Annotated in this window: 23 protein-coding genes; 14 read left to right on the top strand and 9 right to left on the bottom strand. The window is 54.5% G+C overall.

Annotated elements, in window-relative coordinates; translation table 11 throughout:
- Positions 1 to 286 precede the first annotated feature (286 nt).
- The 11 genes from ACR0MQ_RS15100 (at position 287) to ACR0MQ_RS15150 (ending at position 11,396) form a co-directional block, all read left to right on the top strand.
- Positions 287 to 1,324, top strand: a complete 1,038-nt coding sequence (locus tag ACR0MQ_RS15100; protein ID WP_170515330.1) for a TRAP transporter substrate-binding protein — start codon at positions 287 to 289, stop codon at positions 1,322 to 1,324.
- Between the two features lie 6 nt (positions 1,325 to 1,330).
- Positions 1,331 to 1,930: a TRAP transporter small permease subunit gene (locus tag ACR0MQ_RS15105; RefSeq protein WP_170668275.1), complete on the top strand. Its 600-nt coding sequence runs from the start codon at positions 1,331 to 1,333 to the stop codon at positions 1,928 to 1,930.
- Positions 1,923 to 3,266, top strand: a complete 1,344-nt coding sequence (locus ACR0MQ_RS15110; protein WP_480609109.1) for a TRAP transporter large permease — start codon at positions 1,923 to 1,925, stop codon at positions 3,264 to 3,266. The genes ACR0MQ_RS15105 and ACR0MQ_RS15110 overlap by 8 nt, the downstream gene beginning before the upstream one ends.
- A gap of 10 nt (positions 3,267 to 3,276) precedes the next feature.
- Positions 3,277 to 4,095, top strand: coding sequence for an SDR family oxidoreductase (locus tag ACR0MQ_RS15115; RefSeq protein WP_170668273.1), 819 nt, complete (start codon positions 3,277 to 3,279; stop codon positions 4,093 to 4,095).
- Entirely contained in the window at positions 4,092 to 5,054 is a 963-nt protein-coding gene (gene kce / locus ACR0MQ_RS15120; RefSeq protein WP_480609111.1) for a 3,5-dioxohexanoate:acetyl-CoA acetone transferase, read from the top strand. The genes ACR0MQ_RS15115 and kce overlap by 4 nt, the downstream gene beginning before the upstream one ends.
- Before the next feature lie 44 nt (positions 5,055 to 5,098).
- A complete protein-coding gene (locus tag ACR0MQ_RS15125) occupies positions 5,099 to 6,037 on the top strand; it encodes a 3-hydroxyacyl-CoA dehydrogenase (RefSeq protein WP_480609113.1) in 939 nt (312 codons plus the stop codon).
- A 54-nt stretch (positions 6,038 to 6,091) separates the two neighbouring features.
- Positions 6,092 to 7,618, top strand: a complete 1,527-nt coding sequence (locus ACR0MQ_RS15130; protein WP_480609115.1) for a UxaA family hydrolase — start codon at positions 6,092 to 6,094, stop codon at positions 7,616 to 7,618.
- Positions 7,619 to 7,690: 72 nt separating this feature from the next.
- Positions 7,691 to 8,206: a gamma carbonic anhydrase family protein gene (locus tag ACR0MQ_RS15135; protein ID WP_480609117.1), complete on the top strand. Its 516-nt coding sequence runs from the start codon at positions 7,691 to 7,693 to the stop codon at positions 8,204 to 8,206.
- Between the two features lie 25 nt (positions 8,207 to 8,231).
- On the top strand, positions 8,232 to 9,368 hold the full coding sequence (locus ACR0MQ_RS15140) for a DUF4147 domain-containing protein (protein WP_480609119.1): 1,137 nt from the start codon (positions 8,232 to 8,234) through the stop codon (positions 9,366 to 9,368).
- Between the two features lie 431 nt (positions 9,369 to 9,799).
- Positions 9,800 to 10,366, top strand: coding sequence for a hemerythrin domain-containing protein (locus ACR0MQ_RS15145; protein ID WP_480609121.1), 567 nt, complete (start codon positions 9,800 to 9,802; stop codon positions 10,364 to 10,366).
- A 10-nt stretch (positions 10,367 to 10,376) separates the two neighbouring features.
- Positions 10,377 to 11,396, top strand: a complete 1,020-nt coding sequence (locus ACR0MQ_RS15150; protein WP_480609123.1) for a glutathione S-transferase C-terminal domain-containing protein — start codon at positions 10,377 to 10,379, stop codon at positions 11,394 to 11,396.
- Between the two features lie 218 nt (positions 11,397 to 11,614).
- Here the strand turns inward: ACR0MQ_RS15150 and ACR0MQ_RS15155 are convergent, their stop codons facing one another.
- From ACR0MQ_RS15155 to ACR0MQ_RS15165, 3 genes are all read right to left on the bottom strand, one after another.
- Positions 11,615 to 12,115 carry a GNAT family N-acetyltransferase gene (locus ACR0MQ_RS15155; protein ID WP_480609125.1) on the bottom strand — a complete coding sequence of 167 codons (501 nt, stop codon included), beginning with the start codon at positions 12,113 to 12,115 and terminating at the stop codon, positions 11,615 to 11,617.
- Between the two features lie 192 nt (positions 12,116 to 12,307).
- Positions 12,308 to 12,799, bottom strand: a complete 492-nt coding sequence (locus tag ACR0MQ_RS15160; RefSeq protein WP_480609127.1) for a P-loop nucleotide/nucleoside kinase family protein — start codon at positions 12,797 to 12,799, stop codon at positions 12,308 to 12,310.
- 16 nt (positions 12,800 to 12,815) lie between these two features.
- Positions 12,816 to 13,715 (bottom strand): LysR family transcriptional regulator, encoded by a 900-nt coding sequence (locus tag ACR0MQ_RS15165; protein WP_480609129.1) that lies wholly within the window; start codon positions 13,713 to 13,715, stop codon positions 12,816 to 12,818.
- A gap of 96 nt (positions 13,716 to 13,811) precedes the next feature.
- Here ACR0MQ_RS15165 and ACR0MQ_RS15170 point away from each other — a divergent pair, with 96 nt between their 5' ends.
- Entirely contained in the window at positions 13,812 to 14,459 is a 648-nt protein-coding gene (locus ACR0MQ_RS15170) for a class I SAM-dependent methyltransferase (RefSeq protein ID WP_475200916.1), read from the top strand.
- Positions 14,460 to 14,805: 346 nt separating this feature from the next.
- On the opposite strand, the gene ACR0MQ_RS15175 is transcribed toward ACR0MQ_RS15170, so the two are convergent.
- Both ACR0MQ_RS15175 and ACR0MQ_RS15180 read right to left on the bottom strand, forming a co-directional pair.
- Positions 14,806 to 15,606: a glutathione S-transferase family protein gene (locus tag ACR0MQ_RS15175; protein ID WP_170780967.1), complete on the bottom strand. Its 801-nt coding sequence runs from the start codon at positions 15,604 to 15,606 to the stop codon at positions 14,806 to 14,808.
- A 4-nt stretch (positions 15,607 to 15,610) separates the two neighbouring features.
- Complete coding sequence (locus ACR0MQ_RS15180) at positions 15,611 to 16,054, bottom strand: cupin domain-containing protein (RefSeq protein WP_260023636.1); 444 nt, start codon at positions 16,052 to 16,054, stop codon at positions 15,611 to 15,613.
- A 112-nt stretch (positions 16,055 to 16,166) separates the two neighbouring features.
- Here ACR0MQ_RS15180 and ACR0MQ_RS15185 point away from each other — a divergent pair, with 112 nt between their 5' ends.
- Positions 16,167 to 17,099, top strand: a complete 933-nt coding sequence (locus ACR0MQ_RS15185; protein WP_170780965.1) for a LysR family transcriptional regulator — start codon at positions 16,167 to 16,169, stop codon at positions 17,097 to 17,099.
- 440 nt (positions 17,100 to 17,539) lie between these two features.
- Here the strand turns inward: ACR0MQ_RS15185 and ACR0MQ_RS15190 are convergent, their stop codons facing one another.
- Both ACR0MQ_RS15190 and ACR0MQ_RS15195 read right to left on the bottom strand, forming a co-directional pair.
- Positions 17,540 to 17,818: a hypothetical protein gene (locus ACR0MQ_RS15190; protein ID WP_480609132.1), complete on the bottom strand. Its 279-nt coding sequence runs from the start codon at positions 17,816 to 17,818 to the stop codon at positions 17,540 to 17,542.
- Positions 17,819 to 18,139: 321 nt separating this feature from the next.
- A complete protein-coding gene (locus tag ACR0MQ_RS15195; protein ID WP_480609134.1) occupies positions 18,140 to 20,422 on the bottom strand; it encodes an adenosylcobalamin-dependent ribonucleoside-diphosphate reductase in 2,283 nt (760 codons plus the stop codon).
- Between the two features lie 114 nt (positions 20,423 to 20,536).
- On the opposite strand from ACR0MQ_RS15195, the gene ACR0MQ_RS15200 reads away from it, so the two are divergent.
- Positions 20,537 to 20,968 (top strand): DUF1489 family protein, encoded by a 432-nt coding sequence (locus ACR0MQ_RS15200; RefSeq protein ID WP_480609136.1) that lies wholly within the window; start codon positions 20,537 to 20,539, stop codon positions 20,966 to 20,968.
- On the opposite strand, the gene hisG is transcribed toward ACR0MQ_RS15200, so the two are convergent.
- Both hisG and ACR0MQ_RS15210 read right to left on the bottom strand, forming a co-directional pair.
- Positions 20,965 to 21,654, bottom strand: coding sequence for an ATP phosphoribosyltransferase (hisG, locus tag ACR0MQ_RS15205; protein ID WP_480609138.1), 690 nt, complete (start codon positions 21,652 to 21,654; stop codon positions 20,965 to 20,967). The two genes, ACR0MQ_RS15200 and hisG, sit on opposite strands and share 4 nt — an antisense overlap.
- Entirely contained in the window at positions 21,651 to 22,739 is a 1,089-nt protein-coding gene (locus ACR0MQ_RS15210) for an ATP phosphoribosyltransferase regulatory subunit (protein WP_170476681.1), read from the bottom strand. The genes hisG and ACR0MQ_RS15210 overlap by 4 nt, the downstream gene beginning before the upstream one ends.
- Positions 22,740 to 22,741 lie beyond the last annotated feature (2 nt).

Below are 22,741 nucleotides of genomic sequence, written 5' to 3' on the forward strand. Positions count from 1 at the left end.
CATGCAGCAAGAACGCGGTGTCGATTTTGCAGAGTGTCGAATGCCCAAGATGCACATCGTGATAGGCGATGTTCAGGAATTTCATTTTCGGCCTCGATTCTTAGAATCGTAGTGTTAGGTGAGGTCCCCAAGTCAGCCTAAACCTATCCAACCAATTGGAATCATGCGCAACAATGGGTAATTATTATTAAGTTGATTTTTGATCAATAATCAAAATATCATGCACCAGCCTTACGAACTGGCCGCTATGGATGTTCGTGTCGGGCATAGTTACGGGAGGAATACAGTGAAATATTCGAAAATTGCCGCGAGCCTTGTTGCCGGCTCTATGGCTTATGGCGCGACTTCGGCATCCGCAGATATTCTGGACGTCCACATGAGCATTCCAAAGGATCTGACGTTCCTGGCAGACAGTGCTAAGATCATGGATGAAACCTTGCGCAACATGAGCGACGGCGATGTTGGTCTGCAACTCTATGGATCAGGCGAACTGGTTCCCGCAGGTGAGATTCTTGATAACGTTAGCTCCGGGGCGATCCCGGCGGGATGGAGCTTCCTTGGTCAATGGGGCGGCAAAATCCCAGTGGCTCAGATCGGGGCAACCCCCTTTGGGGCCGGACCAGATGCGTTGGCGGCTTGGCTGCATGTGGGCGGTGGTCTCGAAATCGTTCAGCGCGGGTTTGACGATTTGAACATTAAGGTACTGGCCTGCCACATCACCGCGCCCGAACCGGGCGGCTGGTTCAACAAAGAGATCAATTCAGTCGAAGATTTTAATGGTCTGAAGATGCGCATGGGTGGCGTTGGTGCACGTGTTCTCAACGAATTTGGCGCATCAGCTCAGTTCATGCCCGCAGGCGAAATCTATCTTGCGTTGGAACGTGGCCGCATCGATGCGACCGAGTTTTCCTTGCCAATTATCGACAAGGATTTTGGCTTCAACCAGATCGCAAAATATCAATACTATCCGGGATGGCACCAGCCGGGCAGCGTCGATGTGCTGATGATCAATATGGATGTCTGGAATGGCATGAGCGCGGCTGAACAGGCGATGTATGAAGCGGCCTGTCAGGTCAGTATGGCCTGGACGTTGCAATATGCCCCTGCGGCCCAAACGCCGCAGATCGAAGTGTTCGAGGGGGGTGGCACCATTGTCAAATCCTTCCCAGACGAAGTTCTTGCGGAACTGCGGATTGCTACAGAACGTGTGCTTAGTGCCGAAGCCGAGAAAGATGCGCTTTATGGCGAGGCCTACCACTCGATGAAGGACTTCGTGGCGTCGTCGGGACGCTGGACCGGCCTGCAAACTCTCCCCGCCGAGTAAGCCAAAATGGCACACGATATGGACGCTCCACCGAGTGATCCAAATCGTGGTATCGGCCCTGTCCATACGGTTCTTCGCGGGATCGTATGGATAGGTCGGGCCGCGGCTTGGCTCATTATTCCCATCCTCATTCTGGTTCTTATTGGCGTGACGCTGTCAGCAGCCAAGGTCGGTACAATCCTTCGGTGGGAAAATGACATTTTCCTGTTTGGGTCCAAGCTGACACTTTCTAGTATCGGCGATTTGCAATGGCACCTTTTTGGAATCATGCTGATGCTCACAATGGCCGGAGCAATCGTCAGCGACCGTCACGTGCGCGTCGATTTCCTACGTCAGCATTTTAGTAAAAAAACGAAGGACATCATTGAGGTGATAGGCCATCTGGCTCTGTTGATGCCTCTTTGCGTCATCGTAGTTTTCCACGGTTATGACTTCACATTGCGGTCATTCAACATGGGTGAAGGTTCGGATTATGACGGTATGTATGACCGGTTTTTTCTGAAGGCGTTTCTTCCCATCGGCTTTGGTTTGATGCTGATTGCCGGTCTCGGCCTGACTATCCAAAAACTCAAAAGCCTGTTCGGGAAGGGGGATTCCCATGATTGAACACATCATTCCCCTATCCATGGTCATTTGTTTGCTTTTGGGAATTTTCAGTGGCTATCCGGTTGCCTTTGTTCTCGGCGGCATCGGAATTCTGTTTTCTTTTGTCGGCGGTTTGCCATTTGCATTCCTCAAAATTGGCGTCTCGCGCATCTACGCAGGCGTTATTGAAAACTGGCTTTTGCTTGCGGTGCCCCTGTTCGTCTTCATGGGTGCGATGCTCGACAAATCCGGTTTAGCTCAAAACCTTCTCTATTCGCTTGAGCGCGCATTGGGTCGGAGACGCGGCGGGCTGGCCATTTCCGTGGCCTTGTTGGGCATCATCATGGCGGCCAGCACTGGCATCGTTGGTGCTTCGGTGGTCATGCTGAGCACACTGGCTCTGCCCATTATGTTGCGCGAGAAATACAAGCCGGAGCTGGCTGTTGGCACCATTGCGGCCTCGGGCACTCTAGGAATTCTGATTCCGCCTTCGATCATGCTGGTTCTGGTGGGCGATATTCTTCAGATTTCCGTTGGCGAGCTGTTCCTGGGGGCCGTAGTTCCTGGCCTGCTGTTGGGTGGCCTGTACATCGGCTATATTGTATTCGTTGCGTTGACGAAGCCAACCGATGCCCCTGTATCAACACAGGTTCCAGCCGAAGGATCCCTAGCACTGGCGCTGCTGCGCGACTTGTTTGCACCGCTTGTTCTTATCCTGACTGTTCTTGGGTCGATTGCCACGGGTACGGCCACCCCGACCGAAGCCGCAGGTCTAGGCGCGATTTGTGCGATGATCCTCGCGGCCATCAATCGCAAATTGACCTTTAAAACCCTGTCCGGCTGCGTCCGAGAAACAGGCAATACTTCTGCGATGATACTAGGCGTATTAGTTGGCGCCACGATCTTTGGCATGGTCTTCAAGGGCCTCAAGGGTGACAAGATGATCGAGAACGCAATCCTGTTCTTCGATCTTGGTGCTTACGGCACACTGGGCATCCTGCTTCTGCTGATCTTCATCATGGGGTTCTTCCTGGAATGGGTCGAGATCAGCTTTATCGTCCTTCCACTTTTTGCGCCTATCGTAGCGGGCTTGGACTTTGGGCTAGGGATATCCCGTGAACAACAACTTTTGTGGTTCGCCATGCTTGTGGCGGTCAATCTGCAAACCAGTTTCCTGACGCCACCCTTCGGCTATTCACTATTCTACGTCAAAGGCGTCGCCCCACCCGAAATCTCTATCCGCATCATCTATCGCGGCATCATCCCTTTTGTAGCGCTGCAACTGGCTGGTCTTGCCCTTCTGATCATTTGGCCAAGCCTTGTGCTCTGGGTCCCGGATGCGGTCTTCGGCAAGTAGAGGCGGTGACATGACCACTAACTCATCTAGTAACCAGACAGAGGCAAGGCAGATGTCCCTGCCGGGGTTGGAGGGCAAGAAAGTCGTGATCACAGCCGGTGCCAGCGGAATCGGGTTCAGCATAGCAAGGATGCTCAATTCACAAGGTGCCCTGATCGCGATTTGTGATGTCGATACAGACGCGCTGCGTCGATCTTGCGTTGAGCTTGAGGGATGCATCGCGGTTGAAGCGGACGTTTCGAACGAAAAAGCGATAGATGGCTTTTTTGACGAGGTTCAGGAAGCTTTTGGCGGGCTGGACGCGTTGGTGAACAATGCTGGAATTGCCGGGCCCACCGGCAATCTCGAAGACCTTTCGCCCGCAGACTGGCGTCGGTGCATCGACATCTGCCTGACCGGTCAGTTCCTGGCCGCTCGAAGGGCGATACCCATGATCAAAGCAAGGGGCGGCGGCGCGCTTGTCAACATGGCCTCTGCTGCTGCCAAGCATGGTTACGCCAGACGCTCCCCGTACTCAGCAGCCAAATTCGGCGTCATCGGCCTAACCCAAAGCCTCGCCAAAGAGTTAGGCCCCTCCAATATTCGCGTAAACGCTATTCTGCCCGGGTTCGTCGAAGGGCCGAGGATGGAAAAGGTGATCCACGATCAGGCTGTCGCCACGGGTGTCAGCGATGCGGTCATGAAGGACGAATATCTCAACAAGATTTCCATGCGTCGCATGGTGAGCCCCGATGATGTCGCGGCAACTGTCGCATTCCTCATCTCGGACGCTGGCGTGAACTTGTCAGGGCAATCTCTTGCCGTAGACGGAAATGTGGTAACACTATGACACTCAATGTAAAATCAACAGAGAATAGAAACAACGGCGCAGGCAAAGTCATCATCACATGTGCCGTAACCGGCGCGATTCACACGCCGTCCATGTCGCCCCACTTGCCGGTGACGCCGGAAGAAATCATCGATGATTCCCTCGCCGCCGCCGAAGCCGGAGCCGCGATACTTCACCTGCACGCGCGCCATCCTGACGGGCGGCCTGACCAAAGCCCCGAAGGGTTCGCCGCGTTCCTGCCTCAAATCAAGCAAAGCTCAGGCGCTGTGGTCAACATCACAACCGGTGGCAGCCCGTATATGAGCGTCAAAGAACGCGCCGCACCCGCTGCGACATATCAACCCGAGCTGGCCTCGTTAAACATGGGGTCTATGAACTTTGGCCTCTATCCTATGCTAAACCGGTTCCAGACCTTCGAACATGCATGGGAACGCGAGCATCTGGAGGGTTCCCGCGATCTCGTATTCCGCAATTCGTTCAAGGACATCGAGTATGTTCTGGAAACCTGCTATGGCAACGGTACGCGGTTCGAGTTCGAATGCTACGATACCTCCCACCTCTACAACCTTGCGCATTTTGCGGATCGCGGCTTGGTCAAAGCGCCGTTTTTCGTTCAGTCAGTCTTTGGCTTGCTGGGAGGCATCGGTCCCCACCACGAAGACGTCCTTCACATGAAACGCACGGCTGATCGTCTGTTCGGAGACGACTATCGCTGGTCCGTTCTCGGCGCTGGCGCGAACCAGTTCCGCATCGCGACGCAGGCGGCAACCTTGGGCGGCAATGTTCGCGTTGGGCTAGAAGACAGCCTTTGGGCCGGCCGCGGCGAACTTGCCCAATCCAACGCGGTACAGGTTCGCAAGATCCGGACCATCGTTGAAGGGCTTGGCCTTCAAGTCGCCACACCCGATGAAGCCCGTGAAATTCTGGGCCTCAAAGGCGGCGACCAGGTGTCCTTCTAAGCAATTCCTGACACCGATATTCCTCACACCATGGACGAAAACTTATGAGCAAAATCGCTATTATAGGCGCAGGGTTGATTGGGCAGGGTTGGGCAGCGGTATTTGCACAGGCCGGGTACGATGTTGCGATGTATGATCTGTCGCCTGAGGCCGCGCAAAACGCTTTAAAGGCAATGGAAAAGCGTATCGCGGATCTGGCCGAATTCGAACTCATAGATGCCTCTGATGCCCCGACAATCCTGCGGCGCATCTCCGTTGCCTCTGAGCTTGAGAACGCTGTGCAGGGCGCGATCTACGTGCAGGAGAACGGCCCCGAAAACGTCGAGATCAAACGAGAGATCACGCTGGCAATCGACGCCATCGCAGGCGCAGATGTGCCCATCGGAAGCTCAACCTCGGGCATTTCCGCGTCGCGTTATTGCGAACACATCCCGGGCAGACAGCGGTGTCTGGTCGTACACCCCATCAACCCGCCACATTTGCATCCTGCTGTCGAACTTGTGCCGTCGCCATGGACTGATCTGCGCGCTGTTGAAACAGTGAACGAGTTGATGATCAAATGTCAGCGCGAAACCATCGTGCTGAGTCAGGAGATCGACGGTTTCGTTGTGAACCGCCTGCAAGGCGCGCTTTTGGAAGAGGCGTTCAGCCTGGTCAGCAACGGCATCGTAACTGCCACCGATCTCGACAAGGCAATCTGCGACGGGCTTGGACTGCGCTGGTCAATCATGGGCCCAATGCAGACCATTCATCTCAACGCTCCCGGCGGCGTAACCGACTATGTTGCGCGCTACGGGGCAATGTACCGGGGCTTTGGCATCGGTTCGTACGAGAACATCGACTGGACCAGCGTGGCAAATGACAAGCTGGCCACCGAACTGTCAGCGCGAACGCCGGTTGAAGATATCCCTGCCGCACAGGTCAGTCGTGACCGCAAACTGATGTCCCTGCTACGCCACAAGAAACACACTCAGGAATGCTAACTCCGCCGTTCCAGCAAGACCACATTCTCAACGCCAAAACTTAGTGGAACCCCCATGACGCAACAGCGCATTCTCACCCTGAGCGACCACGACAACATCGCGGTTGCGCTGCAAGACATCGAACCTGGCACCGCACTTTCGTCCCTCGACCTGGTCACCCCATCAGCAATCCCTTCGGGCCACAAAATCGCCCTCTCAGACATCACGCGCGGTGAAGAGATCATCAAATACGGGCGTGTCATTGGTCTTGCCACCCAAGACATCCTGCGCGGTGAACATGTACACGTCCACAACGTTGAAATGGCGCAATTTCACCGCTCCCAATCCTTCGGAGCCAAAGCGAGTGAAACAGATTTTGTCCCGCTGTCTCAACGCGCCACCTTTCAAGGTTTTCGTAGAGAAGACGGCAAGGTCGGAACCCGCAACTACGTCGGCATTGTTACCTCGGTCAACTGTTCCGCCTCGGCTGCCAAACACTTGGCCCGCGAAGCCGAGCGTTCAGGCCTCTTGGATCAGTATCCCGGCGTTGACGGCATCGTTCCGATTGTGCACGGAGCTGGCTGCTGCATCGGCACAGATGACGAAGCATTTCGGAAGCTGCAATGCGCGATCTGGGGCTACGCCACCCATCCGAATTTTGCATCCGTTCTGATGCTGGGCCTTGGATGTGAGGCCAACCAGATCCCGCTTATGCTGGAAGCCTATGGCAGGCCTCAGAGCAAGAACTTTCAATACTACACGCTGCAAAGCGCGGGCGGTACACGCAAATCGGTTGAAAAAGGCTTGCTGTGGCTTGAAAGCGCATTGGAACAAGCCGCCAAGGCCAAACGCGAAACCGTTGACGCCTCCCACCTCAGCGTGGCGCTGCAATGTGGTGGATCAGACGGATACTCCGGGATCACGGCCAATCCGGCCCTTGGCCACGCTGTTGACCTGCTAGTCAGGCATGGTGGCACCGCGGCCCTGGCTGAAACCCCCGAGATTTACGGTGCCGAGCACCTGCTGACAGATCGGGCGGCATCCCCGGCAATTGGCCAAAAACTAGTCGATCTTCTTGAGTGGTGGGAAGATTACGCCGCCAAACATGGGTCCGAAATGAACAATAATCCGACACCGGGCAACAAGACTGGCGGACTGACCACGATTCTGGAAAAGTCGCTGGGGGCCGTGGCAAAGGCAGGCAGCACCAATTTGAACGGTGTCTATAAATACGGGGAAAAGATCACCGCCAATGGTTTGGTGTTCGTAGACAGCCCCGGTTACGATCCCGTCTCGATCACTGGACAAGTCGCCTCGGGTTGCAACATGGTCTGTTTCACGACAGGTCGCGGTTCTTGTTACGGAAACAAGCCAGCGCCATCGATCAAGATCGCGTCCAACTCAGCGATGTACGACCGTATGCAAGACGATATGGATTTGAACTGCGGGACAATTGCCCAAGGTGACGAATCCGTGGCTGAGGCCGGTCAGCGGATCTTCGAAACCATCCTCGAAACAGCCTCCGGGACCAAGACCCGTTCCGAAGAATTGGACGTTGGTGAAGCAGAATTTGCACCGTGGCAAACCTACGCCCAAATGTAGTGGGCAATTCGGGCGGGGCCTGTCCGCAAGCGCGCCACCCAAGTACTCGACGGTCAAAGAAAAGGAAATATAATGATTCATTCTTTGGACGGTTTGGAGCCGAACATAGCGGAGGGCGTTTTTGTCGCCCCGGGGTCTCATGTCATCGGCAATGTCGAAATTGCAGCAAAGGCCAGCGTCTGGTTCGGCGTTGTCATCCGAGCTGATAATGACCCGATGTACATTGGCGAAGGAAGCAATATTCAGGACAACAGCGTTTTACACTCCGACCCCGGATACCCGCTGGTCATTGGACGGAATTGTACAATCGGACACGGCGCAATTGTCCATGGTTGCAAGATCGGTGGCGGCTCGTTGATTGGAATGGGGGCCACCATTCTAAACGGTGCAACGATTGGCCGAAACTGTTTGATCGGCGCAGGCGCGTTGGTCACAGAAAACACGACAATTCCTGACAATTCTCTGGTCGTCGGGACACCTGCAAAGATCAAACGGGAACTGAGTGAAGAACAGATCGAGGGCCTTCGCCAAAACGCGCGGCATTATCAGGCCAACGCGATACGGTTTGGCAGAGGTCTTTCCCGTTAATTCTCTGATCTTAAAATAAAATAACATGACAGACAGCCACAGAAACACACTTTTGACTCTATTTAGGGCAGCCGTGTCGTCCGTGAAGGGAGACATTTGCGTGCGTAGGTGGGCGTCAAACCCCGATCTCAAACGCCCTACGCATATTGTTGCCGTTGGCAAAGCAGCCGCCGCTATGTTTGACGGTCTGCCGGGCGATTGGCGACACACGATACCTACATATCTAGTCACCAAGACCAACCATCTAGAGAACAGGGTTTTTACAAATAGCGTCAAGACTTTCGAAACCAGTCACCCTGTACCGGATCAGTCATCTTTGAAGGCCGGCAAGGGCCTTCGGAACTTTGTGGAGAACTGCCCAGTTGGCAGCCATCTTTTGATGCTCGTTTCAGGCGGCGCATCGTCGCTTGTTGAACATCTGAGACAAGGAGTTAGCCTCACCGATCTTGTGACCCTGACAGAAGTCGCGCTGGCCGAAGGTGCTGACATCAAAGAAGTGAACAAGCGCCGAAGAGCCATCTCTGAAATCAAGGGAGGCGGCTTACTCGCAACTTTCAAAGGGCAACAAGTTGACGTACTCGCAATTTCGGATGTCGCCGGAGACAGTATTTCAGTTATCGGTTCCGGGATCGGTGCCCCGGGCGGGCGCGCCAGTTTTACCCATGAATGCAACATTGTCGCTTCGAACGCCGTGGCGCGTGATGCAGTGGAGCAAGCTGGAAAATCAGCCGGTATCTTGACGATCACCAACCAAGAAAACATGTACGCGGACGTGGCCGATGTCGCGTCGCGGATCGCGCAAGAGATTACAGATGGGCCGGAAGGTTTGTACATTTTCGGCGGAGAGCCAACTGTCGTTCTCCCCCGAAACCACGGCTTGGGCGGCCGCAATCAGGCACTTGCTCTGGAGCTGGCGCGACACTTCCTGGGCCATAGAGATATCGTTGGACTGGTCGCAGGAACTGATGGAACGGACGGCGACACGTGTGCTGCTGGATCGTTTGTGGACGGCAACACATACACAAAAATGCCCGGCGCTTTGGAGGCACAAAAGAACTTCGATTCAAATAGCTACCTTTCCCGATCCGGAGACGCGCTTATCACAGGGCCAACCGGCACAAACGTAATGGACTTGGCAATTTTCCTGAAACAGAGCAGTTGAACATTGTTGTCACAGGAACGTCAGGATTATCCGTACCAGCTGGTATCCTTCCGAATGGCGGTGCCAGACATTGCGCGCGGTTCTTCCATACTGGTCACGTTCGCGCCTGCAATCCAACACTTCCCAAGCCGGTTCGTTACTGCCAAGCGATGGAGACGAGAACATCATGCTTTCGAGAGTGCCTGAAACTGGCTTTCAGCATTGTGGTTTGACAGCTTCGCGCCCCGAAAAACTCCCGTTTCCCGCCCGCACTTATAGCCGTCAAGGCCTGCAAGGTTCATCCAGCACGGCATCGAACCCTAAAAGCGCAAGATCACTGGTTTGGGCGGCATCGACTTCGCGGGGGTTCGTTGACGCATAGTGATTGTGCGTTTTCGCTACTGGCGGACAGTTGTCTGACCTCCCACTTTTACCCCGAAAGGAGACAACCGATGCTCGATACACACGTCATCCGCCAAGACGACATGCCCCAAGAAATGCGGTTTCTCTTGGACCATTACCCCCGTGACAGTTGGGAAGCCCATCCAGGTTTCAGAGAAAAAACCAAGCATTGGCTCGGCGCGCATGAGATGTTCCGCCGTGTGGCGAAACTTGTCCGCCTAGATACAGAAGGGGTTTTGAGCAACGAGATGGGGTTGGACGACTACGTGGGGCGGCTGTCCTACTATGGCGGCAACCTGATTGGGAACCTGCATGGTCATCACGGCTGGGAAGATCACAATTATTTTCCTGAGCTGTCGGCTGCGGACCCGCGTTTTGATGCGGGGCTTAAGTTGCTTGAACAGGATCACTTCGATCTGGATAAGGTGCTGAGTGACTTCACCCGCACGGCGAACCGTGTGATCAAGCTATCCGCACTTGATGAGGCGCAAGCTTACGATGAAGCCGGACAGCTCCATGCGTCAAGCAACACGATTGAAGCGTTCCTGAAACGGCATCTCAGCGATGAAGAAGAATTGGCCGTGCCAATCATCTTGCATCACCGGCTCAGAGGATGATGCTGACGTCATGACCAACACGTCTACCGAAGAAGACCAAACTGATATCAACAAGCGCCGCGCACGGGGTGAATTCGTGCGCGGTGTAAGCGGTTTTCGCCACGCTATTGGCGATCCAGTGTTTCCGGCAGAACCTGATCGCTATCACCTTTTCGTAGCACTGAATTGTCCGTGGTGTCACAGAGTGACGCTGGCGCGAAATGTGTTGGGCCTTCGAAACAGCATCACGATGGACGTTGCATTTCCAAACCGCACCGGCGACGACGATCCAGAGGCGCCAAACCTGTGGGAGTTTGCACCTGATCGGATTGCATCGCTCACAGGTGAGACTTTGCCAGAATGCACGAGTGAAACCGGCACCGGCAAAGGATTGCGACTTGCCAAAGAGATCTATCGTGCCGAAGGCTCTGAAGAGCAATCCCTTCCAATCCTTTATGACAAGATACAAGGACGCATTGTTAATAACGAAAGCGCTGAAATTGTTCGAATGCTGGACGCCTCAGCAGATTATCTCGGCAGCACAATCCCGGAAGCAGAACGCGCCAGGCTTTACCCCGACGAAGTGCCGCGTCAACAAAGCCAAGACCTGAACGAACGCATCTACACGGCGATTAACAATGGCGCCTACAAGGCCGGTTTTTCGTCTGATCAAACGGTCTATAAAGCAGCCTTTGACGCCTATTTTGAGACACTCGAATATTTGGAGGAGCATCTCTCAGATGGCAGGCCCTATTTGACAGGCAACCACTTTTCAGAAGTAGATCTTCGCCTGTTCCCAACTCTCTATCGTCACGATCCCGTCTATTATGTGCGAATGAAGCTTAATGGTGCGAGAATCCTAGATTACCCATACTTGTGGCGGTGGCTGTGCCGAGTATACGCGTTGCCCGGAATTGCCGAGGCAGGGTCTCTTGTACACTGCCGCCAGGGTTATTTCGGACGCAGTTGGAATAGCGTAGTGCCCAATGGGCCATTCAAGCCAATGTCATACCCAGAGGCCTATCGCCACCCTGACCTTGCAACACTGTAGGCCTCGTCTAGGTGTATTCGAAAGTCCCGATTCCAAAACCAAACGTTACTATTTTGGAATACGGACGCGCGTTTTCTCCGCACTAGGGAAACTGCAAAGTTCAGTTGTGAATGTCCGGTTTGGGGCTGCGACCCGCCAACCGTGCAAACCGTAGAGAAAGGCAATATTGAGCCCGAAGGGGACACGCAATACGCCGAAAGAATTGCCTGATCTGATAACTAACGGGCTATGCCAAGTTCGAAATAATCATAACCCTCAGGAGGATTGGGGTCCCACGGTGAGACAATCCTGAAGCCAAGCCTCTCATACAATCTCCGAGCGGGAAGTTGGCGTTCCCCGGTTGTCAGCCTTACAGTGCTGTAACCCTGCGACTCGGCAAGTTCGATCACTTTTTTGCAAAGCGCTGATGCAACTCCTCTGCTCCTGAACTGGGGCTCAACAAACATGGACTTTAGCTCGCAATGCTTGTCATCCATTCGATAGATAGCCACAGTTCCCGCAGATTTGCCATCCAAGTAGGCAACGAGCACGTCTCCCTGCGGGGGGCAGTATTCGGTTGGGATTCTCGGCGAAGCCTCAAAGAACCACGCCCCGCGATAGTAGTCCTCAATGGTTTGAAGATCGTTGTCATAAAGAGATTTGTTCGCCTCATACAAACCGCGCATGAGGGCCGCGGCATCATCAACTTCCGGCTGTGAACGCGCCTCGACGATGTTCATAGAATGAACTCCCAGCAAAAAAACAACAACTCAAACATAGCAAAAAAACATAGTCCCAAACAGAATGAGCGAATGTCGCCTTCGTCCGCATAACAGTCGTTCACTGAATTTATCCGAATGACCGCTTCGAGCCCAAAGCAGTCGTTCATCTGTCGATGCAGAGTAGGTGCTCGAAACATGTTTGCCGCGCCGCTACTGACGGTGAGTTATGATGTTAAAACCTTCTTCGGGTGATGGTGGCACGAAATGCCGCGCAATACGGCGATATTGATCTTCTGTTGGGGCAAAGGCATGCGCGCCTTCTCTGTTGCGCTTATGCAGCCGGTGCAGACAAACCTCATCTGGCAAATCCAAAAAGTGAAGGTGGTGCTGCGCAGTAGTGTCTTTCAGCAAGTCGCGCATCCAAGCTCTATTTTCAAATGTGTTAGCTGGAAAATCGAGAACCACTGAAACGCCAGCCTTCAGCAAAGAAGCCACGTGACACCCCATGACCGGTCGCAGTTTCAAAGCGCAATTCACGTAGTCCTCCAGGGACTTCATCTGGTCGCCAAACAGGGCGCTAAGCCATTCATCTTCCGAAATGAGCACGACTGCGTCTCTTTTCGCTAGTTCCGCTGCCAGAGTGGATTTTCCAGAAGCGACTTTGCCGCATAGCAAGTGGAGCGTTGGAATGGCCTGTGACATAAAGCGAACTCCTGGTTTACCTGATGGTCCCTGAGCTAAGTTGGTCCGCGAGTTGATCAAACACCAGTCTGATCCTTCGTGCAGTATGTAACTCGGAGTGCGTCGCCAGCCAAATCGGGAACTTAAACGGCTCGCGGTCGGGAAGCACGCGCTCCACGCCTGGTGTTAAGGCAGCCACATCATCCGACATCACACTTATGCCAAAACCTTGGCGCACCAGTTCCCAGGATACAATCCCGCTTTGTGAGCCAATCCTGAAGCTTTTACGGGTGACATTTATGCCCGCCGGATCGAGAAAGCCGATCATCGTGTCGATGTCCCCAAACCCGACAAAGTCCAATTTCGCAAGTTCGTTTTCATTTTTTGGCCGTCCCACCTGATCAAGATACGACGGTGCCGCGTAAAAATGAGCCGTGGCCTCGGCGACGAGCTTTGCTGTCAGATCCGGCTGCGTCGGACGTACATGTCGGATGGCGATATCAGCCTCACGTCGCTGTATGTCGCGTATGTCATTTGCAGCAACGATGTCTATCTCCAGTCGCGGTGCCGCAAGTCGGATCTTCTTCAGGATAGGCGGCAGCTGATAGGCAGACATCACATCGGACGCGGTAATCCTGACTTGCCCTTCAACAGCTTGCGACTGACTTGTTGCGGTAAGAGAAATCCTGTTTGCCACATCCGCCATTTCTCTGACATGCAACAAAAGCTCGGCGCCAGCAGTCGTCAAATTAAGCGATTTTCCGACTCTTTCAAACAGGGTGATGCCAAGCGCCGTTTCCAGCGCAGCAACTTGACGGCCGACAGTGGGTTGAGTTTGCTCAAGAACGCGCGCCGCCGCAGAAAACGAGCCTTCTTCGGCTGTCGCAAGAAAGGACCGCACTTGATTCCAGTCGAAATTGATGGCTTTCCAGTTCATGCATTTATGCATAACACTTCTGCAAATTGCGGCAATTCCATAAATGATTGTTTGGAAGTAAAGCATACGACAACGACCTTGTAAGAGAGTGATGAAATGGCTGCTTTGTCCAAGGATGCCGCGTTCTGGAGCAAAATCTCGCAAAAGTATGCGGCAGACCCAATCCGCAACATGGAAGGGTATCTGAAAACGCTCGAGGTTACGAAGTCGTACCTGAAAGCAGAGGACAACGTACTGGAAATCGGGTGCGGAACGGGTTCAACCGCGCTGCTGCTTGCACCGCATGTTGCCCATATCACTGCCACGGATCTCGCTCCGGGCATGATCGAGATTGCCGACGACAAGCGTGCTAAAGAAGGATTGGAGAATGTCACTTTCAAGGTGGCTGAAGTTCTCGAGCACGGTCTTGATGAAGGTTCTTACGACGTGGTCTTGGCGCATAATTTGCTTCATCTCCTGCCCGATTTGGACAAAGCGCTCCAGCACATTTCCGCGCTTACAAAACCCGGTGGGTTTTTCATATCCAAAACCGTCTGCGCACCTGAGAGCGGTGGTTTCAAGTATGCGATGATCAGTCGGATCGCTATCCCAGTCATGCAGGCTCTTGGGAAAGCCCCGTTTGTGCATTTTGTGTCTGGATCAATGCTTGAAAGGAAAATCGCGTCCGCAGGCTTCGACGTGCATTATACTTCTGATCAAGCCTCAATGCTCCAGAGCCGCTATATTATCGCGCAAAAATCTTGAAGTTTTAATTCGTTTAGCTGCATCCGTTGAAACGATCTTTGCGTAAACTTGCACGATACTTTCATACTGGAAGGAACGGAGTTACCTCGGTCTGCTTGTACCTTAAGAGTGTTGTTGCGAAAGGCCGTTTTGTCCCGCGACTCGGACATTCGGCGATTTTTTACGAACGGCTACTGCTGGTGAAAAGCCGACACTCGGGCAGGAAATTTCAAATCGACGGCTTCGAACGGCTGTTAAAAGCGACACAGCAGACACTCACCAAAATTGGGCCTAGGTCTGCTCAGAGCCCATTTTGTCCGATGCCGGTCGGCGCATGAATGTCCGGTGTAGGCTATCTACTACATGGTCAGGCGACAAGTCCCAGCTCTTTGTCGGTGGCTGTCGCTGCATATTTTTCCCTTGGGGGCATGGGTCTCGATTGCCACGGCGGTTCGAAGGCGAAACTTGAAACGCTGCGACCGGCAGGTAGGGCGCCGTTTCCAGCCCCGAGCGCGTAGTCGTAGTAGAGTTTGACGATCTCTTCTTCAGTCACCTGCGATGTTTCTGGATGCGCCATACATGCATCACGCCACGCTCGTACCCGGTCATAATCTTTGCCAACGGGTAGTTTGAACCCTTCGTAGTAGTCAAGGAACCAAAACCGCTTGAACATCGGGGTAAAAACAGCCTCTGCCAAACCGAAGTCATCGAACAGGAATGGGCCAGTCGGATTATGATGAGCTAAGAAATCATCAAGGTCTCGATAGAGCGCGAGGAGTTTATTCAAGTGCTCATCTCGGCGCGCCTGATCCTGATTCATGACAAAGAGATAGCCTGCCATTGTAAACGGTCCTTCGCGGGCGATCAGCATCGACTCAATGGCGTGCTCGGCAGGATCACTGCGGCGCAATGGAGCACCTGGTAGAGCCTCATCAAGATAGCGCAGGATCACGAGGCTTTCTTTTAATATGCGGCCGTCGCTGGTTTCCAGCACGGGCAAGGCTGTCGTACCTCGGGTCTTGGCTAGCAATTCGGGATCGCGCGGCTTGGTGATGTCTACGACACGAAACTCCACGGCATCCGTCAGTCCGCGCAGCGCCAGTAGGATTTCCAGTCGCTGCGAGAAGGGACAGACGGGGATATGATAGACGATGTGTTTGCCAGTCATGGTATTAATCCAACGGCGGGCCAGTGAAGGCCATGTTGTGGCGCTTGGCGCTCTCTTCAATAGCAGGCATGTCCTCGGGAATGCGGCACTGACCGGCTGCCATGTCGGAAAAGAAGCCTTCGAATCCGCCGGGTGTCAGGATCACGAGATGGCGGCAAGGTTCGTCGTCTGTAACTTTGAAGGTATGTTCCTTGCCTCGTGGGATGAATACGCTTTCGCCGGCCCCTGCGGTGAACTCCTCACCTTCCAACCAGAACCTGCATGTGCCGGTCAGGATTACAAAGGTTTCGTCTTCGTTTTGATGCACATGGCGCGGAGGGCCGCTACCCGCAGGGGACCAGCTGTCGACGATGGACATAGCGCCGCCTGTCTGTTCTGGGCTGAGGATGGTTTTGTATTTTACGCCGAGCCATTCGATGGCTCCGTCGATTTGGGCCAGGTCTTTCATCGTTTCTCTCCATTAGCATCGGATTGAAACGAAAGCGCTTCCGTTGACAGAAACTTACCCGAAGTCCAACCTATCAGGCAAACCGCAATATCTAATATAGGATATCGGCCAGGTGAATTTCGCTACACTGGACCTCAATCTTTTGCGCGTGTTGGACGCCCTCTTTAACGAAGGCTCAACCGTCAAGGCGGCCGACAAGCTCGCCATGTCGCAATCCGCAGTTTCCGGTGCATTGTCGCGTCTTCGTCATGCCTTGGACGACCCACTTTTTGTCCGGCAGGGAAACCGTTTGGTCGCTACCGATTACGCGTCCAGGATTGAATCCGGTTTGCGGGAAGAACTCGAACGTCTTGAGGCTTTGCTAGCTCCGCCAGCTACTTTTGATCCGCGAACCGCTGAAGGCACTTTCCGGATTGCTGCCAGCGATTTTTTCGCGGAACTCCTGATGCCGCCTTTGGGTGATTTACTACAAAAGTCGGCGCCCAATCTACGAGCGCAGCTGGTTGATCTGGTTCCGAATGACTATGTGGCCAGCCTTGAACGACGCAACGCTGACATTGCGCTGATCCCGGATTTGGCGCTTCCGGACTGGGTCAATCGAGAGCCGCTCTTCCATTCGCCGTTCCACGTTATCGCGCGCAAGGGAAATCCAAGGATTGCGGGGCTAAAGGAAGGGGCGCAGATGCACATGGATACATTCTGCGTTCTCCACCATGTCTTGTTCTCCCCTGAAGGGAATCTGGCTGCGATGGGCGATGCTGCCCTTAATCGCGTCGGAAAAAAGCGACAGGTTGCTATGACAGTGCCTGTCTTTAGTGGCGTTTGCCGTGCGGTTAGCGAAAGCGACCTTATCGCGCTTGTACCCGCGCAGCTTGCAAAGAAAGTGGCCAAGACATTCGGATTGAACGTGTTCGAACCTCCGATGCATATTGAACCAGCGTTGATCATCGGCATCTGGCACAAGCGTTCAGACAACGCCCCGATGGCGGCCTGGATGCGCAGCCAGGTCTTCGAATTGATGAAGGCGTTGGAAATTAACAGTTAGTCAAACTGTTCTAAGCAGCGCCTTTCGGGCAGATACAAGTTGAAGATTCGAATAACAGAATCGAAATAGGTTCAATCAGCCAATGCAGACATTCGAGCAGCCGCAGCGAACAACCGCTTTGTCCCGCAACGCGGAATTGCAAAGGCTCGGATTTGATTGTCCGCTTCGGGCTGCGACCGGTTATTGATTTGTAAAGTAGCGAGAGGCGGCAACGAGCCCATTTTGCTCAAGCGACGCCGTGCAGCGAATGTCTGGTTGTCTACGGGCTGCGACCCGCCGATGCTGCGCATTGAAGAGAAAAACGGGAGTAGCTTAGAACAACGTGTTTGTTGTTTAGCTGGAGAGTGCGCAGAGAAGTGACCGTAGAGTTTATGTGAGATTCAGGAATGACTCATCGTCAAAGCGGATCGGTCTACGCGTCAGCTTTTCGCCTTCCGGCGTCATTCGTCTTGTAGCACCGAGCCCGCTTCGGGGCGGAGAAGTACAGACAATACTCGGCGTTGAATACGATCCTGATCGTAATCGGTTAGTTCTAAACCTTCAGTCATCCGCGCTTTGAATGACTGAAAGTCTCCGCCAGTGATCTCGTCCCGGTTTTTGTCGTCTCCTGCAAGTTGCTGCGCGAGTTTTTCCTTTCGGAAGTCCAGCAGAAAACGGGAAAATCGAGCTTTCAATTCAGAGTATTGAGGGGACTCCTCGATAGGTGGTTTGTTTTTCATTAATTCGGTATCCGATAGCTATGGAACTGCCCGAGTGGTTTTGCTCGGCAAGTACAACATTCTGGTCAGCTTTTACGTGTGACGCGTATGAGACGATTTGGATCCATGGCCACAGTCTTGAGATTTTCCGGTCTTGGTCAATAGCGCGAATGTTATCGATGGTCGCCCAACGCAGTACAATCTAAAACTCCAATGGAAACTTTTTTATTTTATTTCAAAGTCTTAAGAATCTGTGGGTATTAAAGACTGTTCAAATGGGCGCAAAAATCAACCCTATGGGCTATTTATGCCCACCCGCACAAACAACTATGTACCCTGAATCTAACCGCATTTCGAATGGCCGCAACTTCTGCAGGTCATGCAGCCTTCGATCATCACCATGTCAAACTGACCACAGGACGGGCATGCTTTGCCGCGTGGAGTGTCGATATTGACAACTTGCGCCTGGGGGTCCGACTTTAGGCCCATTCCTTCACCTTCGAGAAATCCGATTACAACCATATGCTGCTCGATCACGCCACCGATTGCAGCAAGAATTGAGGGGATGTACTTGCCCTTGACCCAAGCCCCGCCGCGCGGATCAAAGACGGCTTTCAGTTCTTCTACAACAAACGAAACATCTCCGCCCCGTCGGAAAACGGCGGAAATCATCCGCGTCAGGGCCAGCGTCCAGGCATAGTGCTCCATGTTCTTCGAATTGATGAATACTTCGAACGGTCTACGACGACCACTGATGACAATGTCGTTGATCGTCAGATAGATCGCGTGTTCGCTGTCGGGCCATTTCAGCTTGTATGTCGACCCTTCCAGAGATTGCGGACGATCCAGCGGCTCTGACATATAGACGACTTCGCCGCCATCAACCTCCTGCGGCGCAGCGGCACTTTCACCTGGTGCTGTATCTGTACTCTCTGAGACGGTCAGAACGGAACCCGTCACATCGTTGGGGCGATAGGTCGTACAGCCTTTGCAGCCTTGATCCCAAGCCTGCATGTAGACATCCTTGAAGGCGTCAAAGCTTATATCTTCGGGGCAGTTGATGGTCTTCGAAATCGAGCTGTCGATCCACTTCTGCGCCGCGGCCTGCATCTTGACGTGATCAGACGGCGACAGCGTTTGTGCGTTGACGAAAAAGTCTGGCAGCTCCGTATCCCCGAACTTATGGCGCCACAACTGGACGGCATAGTCGACTACTTCTTCTTCAGTGCGCGAACCGTCTTTCTGCAGCACCTTGCGCGTGTAAGCATACGCAAAGACCGGCTCGATCCCTGATGAGACGTTCCCGGCATAAAGCGAAATCGTACCAGTCGGCGCGATCGACGTCAGCAGCGCGTTGCGGATGCCGTGTTCGCGGATCGCATCGCGCACATCGTCATCCATCTGTTGCATCGTGCCACTGGCCAAATATTTCTCAGCATCGAACAAAGGAAACGCGCCTTTCTCCTTTGCCAAGTCCACCGACGCCAGATACGCAGCGCGGGCAATCGCGTGCAGCCAGCGCTCGGTTTGACGCGCCGCCTCGTCCGAGCCATAGCGCAGGCCCAGCATCAGCAGTGCATCCGCCAGACCCGTCACGCCCAGCCCGATACGGCGTTTGTCTTGAGCTTCCGCCTCTTGTTCAACCAGCGGGAATTTCGACGCGTCGACCACGTTATCCATCATACGAACGGCGGTGGCGACCAGCTCTTGCAAAGCGTCCTCATCCAGATGCGCCGCATCCTCAAAGGGCTCGGCCACCAACCGTGCCAGATTGATCGAGCCCAACAGGCAAGCACCATAAGGTGGCAACGGCTGTTCGCCGCATGGATTGGTCGCAGCAATCGTCTCAACGTAACTGAGGTTGTTGGCAGTGTTGATGCGGTCGATGAAGATCACACCTGGCTCGGCATAGTCATAGGTCGCCTGCATGATCTTGTTCCACAGATCACGGGCCTGAACGGTGTGATAGACTTTACCGTCAAACACCAGATCCCACGGGCCATCGGCTTTGACCGCTTCCATGAACGGATCCGTCACTAGAACCGACATGTTGAACATGCGTAGCCGCGCCGGGTCGGATTTGGCGGTGATGAACTGTTCGATATCTGGGTGGTCACAGCGCATGGTCGCCATCATCGCCCCACGGCGCGAGCCTGCGGACATGATCGTCCGACACATGGCGTCCCACACATCCATAAAGCTCAGCGGGCCAGATGCGTCGGCGGCAACACCTTTCACATCTGCACCGCGCGGGCGGATGGTAGAGAAATCGTAACCGATCCCCCCACCCTGCTGCATGGTTAGAGCGGCCTCTTTCAGCATATCGAAGATACCGCCCATGCTGTCGGGGATCGTGCCCATCACAAAGCAGTTGAACAGGGTCACTTGACGTGCGGTACCCGCCCCAGCGGTGATGCGACCAGCAGGGAGGTATTTGAAATCCTCAAGCGCGGTGTAGAACTTTTCTTCCCAACGCGCCGGGTCCTGTTCCACCCGCGCCAGATCACGTGCAATTCGCCGCCAACTGTCCTCGACCGTCTGATCGATGGGTGTGCCATCCGCCTGTTTGAAGCGGTATTTCATGTCCCAGATCTGCTCGGCGATGGGGGCGGCAAAGCGGCTCATTGGTGATTCCCTGTGCTGAAAGAGGTATTCAGACTATCATCCACAACACCTTGATGACAATCGCGCATGAGCTACAATGGATAGATAGTCGATGAACGACTCTGTGGGAAAGCTGTGGATAAGTACGTAAACCTCATCAAACTTTCGGTCGGATCAGAAAGCGTCGACACGCTGATCGCATGGCAGGACAGCCGAAAACCTCTCTATGAGGACGGATGCCCGCGCCATGTCACACGTATGTGGCCCAAACGTGAATGCGAGATTTTGAATGGCGGATCAATCTATTGGGTGATCAAAGGAGTCGTCCAATGCCGTCAGCAGATTCTACGGCTGGACGAGGTGCGCGGTGAGGATGGAATCCGCCGCTGTGCCATCGTTCTCGACCCCGAGGTGCATCGCACGCAGAACGCTCTGAAACGCCCGTTCCAAGGTTGGCGCTATCTAAACCCCGAGGATACTCCGGCCGACTTGCCCAGAGGACGCGAGCAAGACGATGCCCTACCCGACGACCTGAACCGTGCCCTGGCGGATATCGGCGTGCTTTAGCGCAACCGATCCAGCAGGTCGTTCAGAATCGTCTTCTCGGATGCGTTATAGGTTGCCACCCGGCTGCGCCACAAAGTCGCTTGCGACTGCAAGATCAACCCATCTGATAGGATTTTCAGGTGGTTGGCCCGCAGAGTTTCGCCAGTTGACGTAATATCAGCAATCGCCTCGGCGGTTTCGTTCACCACCGTGCCCTCAGTCGCGCCTTGGCTATCGACCAGCGTGTAGTCGGCCACGCCCGCTTCTGTCAGGAATTCACGAACCAAACGGTGATACTTGGTGGCGATACGGAGCCGGTGCCCGTGCGCCTTTCGGAAACTCGCAGCTGCCGCGTCCAAATCGTCCAACGTATCCACATCGACCCAGCAGGCAGGTGTTGCGATGATCAAGTCAGCCTTGCCGAACCCCAGTGGCGCAACTTCTTCCACCTGCTGTTCCCAGCGCGGCAGTTTCTCTTGCACCAGATCAATTCCGGTCACGCCCAGATGAACGCGCCCAGCGGCAAGCTCGCGCGGTATTTCTCCGGCGGATAGCAGGATCAGCGAGACGCCATCAATCCCCTCAACTTTGCCCGCATATTCCCGATCCGATCCGCTGCGCGAAAGGGTGATACCGCGCTTTTCAAACCACGCGAAGGTCTTGTCCATCAATCGGCCCTTAGAGGGCACGCCCAGTTTCAGGCTCATTGCGCGGCCTCCTCGATTTCGAGCATCAGGTCCGGGCGGATCACGCCGCCAATAGCCGGAATCTCGGCCCCACCTCCCAATTGCCGGGTCAGCGCATCATAGCGCCCACCGGTTGCGACCGGTGGCAGATCAGGGCGGCCTTCGGCGTAAAAACCGAATACAAAACCGTCGTAATACTCCATCGAGGTTCTGCCATAAGACGCCTCAAAATCCAGTGTATTCACGTCCACGCCCCGCGCCTGCAGGGCTGCGATACGGGCTTCCAAACGATCCAGCGCGGGCGTGATCTGCGGCAGGTCAACCGCCACGTCGCGCAATTGTTCCAGCGCAAAAGGCATGGTTTCGCGCACATTCAGCAGTGTCTCCAAACCGGCCAGTTCATTGTCCGAGATCGGCGGCGCGGCGCGGTCTTCGCGTAGGGCTTCAATCCGGTCGAGGATTTCCGGCGCGCGGCGTTTACCGATCATAGGCACGTCAATCGCCAATGGGTCAGCTGCGTCAAGCAGAGCATCGCGCCCCTCAAGGCCCGCTTTGCGCCCGGCGTATCGGTCCAGCAGAACGCGGAACCGGCGAGGCCGCCAGAGATGCCGCATCAGCGCGGCCTTGCGGCGGTCAGTTGTCTTCAGGCCCGCGACAGCGGCGATCAGAATGCCGATATCACCGGTCGCTGCCCGCAAGGGTAGCCCGCGTAGTTGCAGGGCAAACAGCGAAAAAACCTCGGCATCTGCCCCAGCAGGGTCTTCGCGATCAAAGACTTCGTAACCGACCTGGATATACTCATTAGCCCGGTCCGGATCGTGTTCCTGACGACGGAACACTTCGCCGGAATAGGTGTATCTTGCAGGTTCAGCCCCTTCGGACATGTGCATCTGCACCACTGGCAAGGTGAAGTCCGGGCGCAGCATCTGCTCACCCCGCAGCGCGTCCGAGGTCACATAGGCGCGCGCGCGGATATCTTCACCGTAGAGGTCCAGCAACGTACCCGCAGGTTGCAACAAAGGTGTGTCCACCACATGCGCACCCGCTGCCTCGAACCGGACGCGCATCATTGCGGCGCGGGCCTGTATCTGGGAACGATTGGGCATGG

The sequence above is a fragment of the Ruegeria sp. AN6 genome, assembly GCF_056540425.1.

Excerpts from the sequence above, each read along its gene's own strand:
- ACR0MQ_RS15105 (WP_170668275.1), top strand. The coding sequence starts at position 1,331 with ATGGCACACGATATGGACGCTCCACCGAGTGATCCAAATCGTGGTATC.
- ACR0MQ_RS15110 (WP_480609109.1), top strand. The coding sequence starts at position 1,923 with ATGATTGAACACATCATTCCCCTATCCATGGTCATTTGTTTGCTTTTG.
- ACR0MQ_RS15115 (WP_170668273.1), top strand. The coding sequence starts at position 3,277 with ATGACCACTAACTCATCTAGTAACCAGACAGAGGCAAGGCAGATGTCC.
- kce (WP_480609111.1), top strand. The coding sequence starts at position 4,092 with ATGACACTCAATGTAAAATCAACAGAGAATAGAAACAACGGCGCAGGC.
- ACR0MQ_RS15125 (WP_480609113.1), top strand. The coding sequence starts at position 5,099 with ATGAGCAAAATCGCTATTATAGGCGCAGGGTTGATTGGGCAGGGTTGG.
- ACR0MQ_RS15130 (WP_480609115.1), top strand. The coding sequence starts at position 6,092 with ATGACGCAACAGCGCATTCTCACCCTGAGCGACCACGACAACATCGCG.
- ACR0MQ_RS15135 (WP_480609117.1), top strand. The coding sequence starts at position 7,691 with ATGATTCATTCTTTGGACGGTTTGGAGCCGAACATAGCGGAGGGCGTT.
- ACR0MQ_RS15140 (WP_480609119.1), top strand. The coding sequence starts at position 8,232 with ATGACAGACAGCCACAGAAACACACTTTTGACTCTATTTAGGGCAGCC.
- ACR0MQ_RS15145 (WP_480609121.1), top strand. The coding sequence starts at position 9,800 with ATGCTCGATACACACGTCATCCGCCAAGACGACATGCCCCAAGAAATG.
- ACR0MQ_RS15150 (WP_480609123.1), top strand. The coding sequence starts at position 10,377 with ATGACCAACACGTCTACCGAAGAAGACCAAACTGATATCAACAAGCGC.
- ACR0MQ_RS15155 (WP_480609125.1), bottom strand. The coding sequence starts at position 12,115 with ATGAACATCGTCGAGGCGCGTTCACAGCCGGAAGTTGATGATGCCGCG.
- ACR0MQ_RS15160 (WP_480609127.1), bottom strand. The coding sequence starts at position 12,799 with ATGTCACAGGCCATTCCAACGCTCCACTTGCTATGCGGCAAAGTCGCT.
- ACR0MQ_RS15165 (WP_480609129.1), bottom strand. The coding sequence starts at position 13,715 with ATGAACTGGAAAGCCATCAATTTCGACTGGAATCAAGTGCGGTCCTTT.
- ACR0MQ_RS15170 (WP_475200916.1), top strand. The coding sequence starts at position 13,812 with ATGGCTGCTTTGTCCAAGGATGCCGCGTTCTGGAGCAAAATCTCGCAA.
- ACR0MQ_RS15175 (WP_170780967.1), bottom strand. The coding sequence starts at position 15,606 with ATGACTGGCAAACACATCGTCTATCATATCCCCGTCTGTCCCTTCTCG.
- ACR0MQ_RS15180 (WP_260023636.1), bottom strand. The coding sequence starts at position 16,054 with ATGAAAGACCTGGCCCAAATCGACGGAGCCATCGAATGGCTCGGCGTA.
- ACR0MQ_RS15190 (WP_480609132.1), bottom strand. The coding sequence starts at position 17,818 with ATGAAAAACAAACCACCTATCGAGGAGTCCCCTCAATACTCTGAATTG.
- ACR0MQ_RS15195 (WP_480609134.1), bottom strand. The coding sequence starts at position 20,422 with ATGAGCCGCTTTGCCGCCCCCATCGCCGAGCAGATCTGGGACATGAAA.
- hisG (WP_480609138.1), bottom strand. The coding sequence starts at position 21,654 with ATGAGCCTGAAACTGGGCGTGCCCTCTAAGGGCCGATTGATGGACAAG.
- ACR0MQ_RS15210 (WP_170476681.1), bottom strand. The coding sequence starts at position 22,739 with ATGCCCAATCGTTCCCAGATACAGGCCCGCGCCGCAATGATGCGCGTC.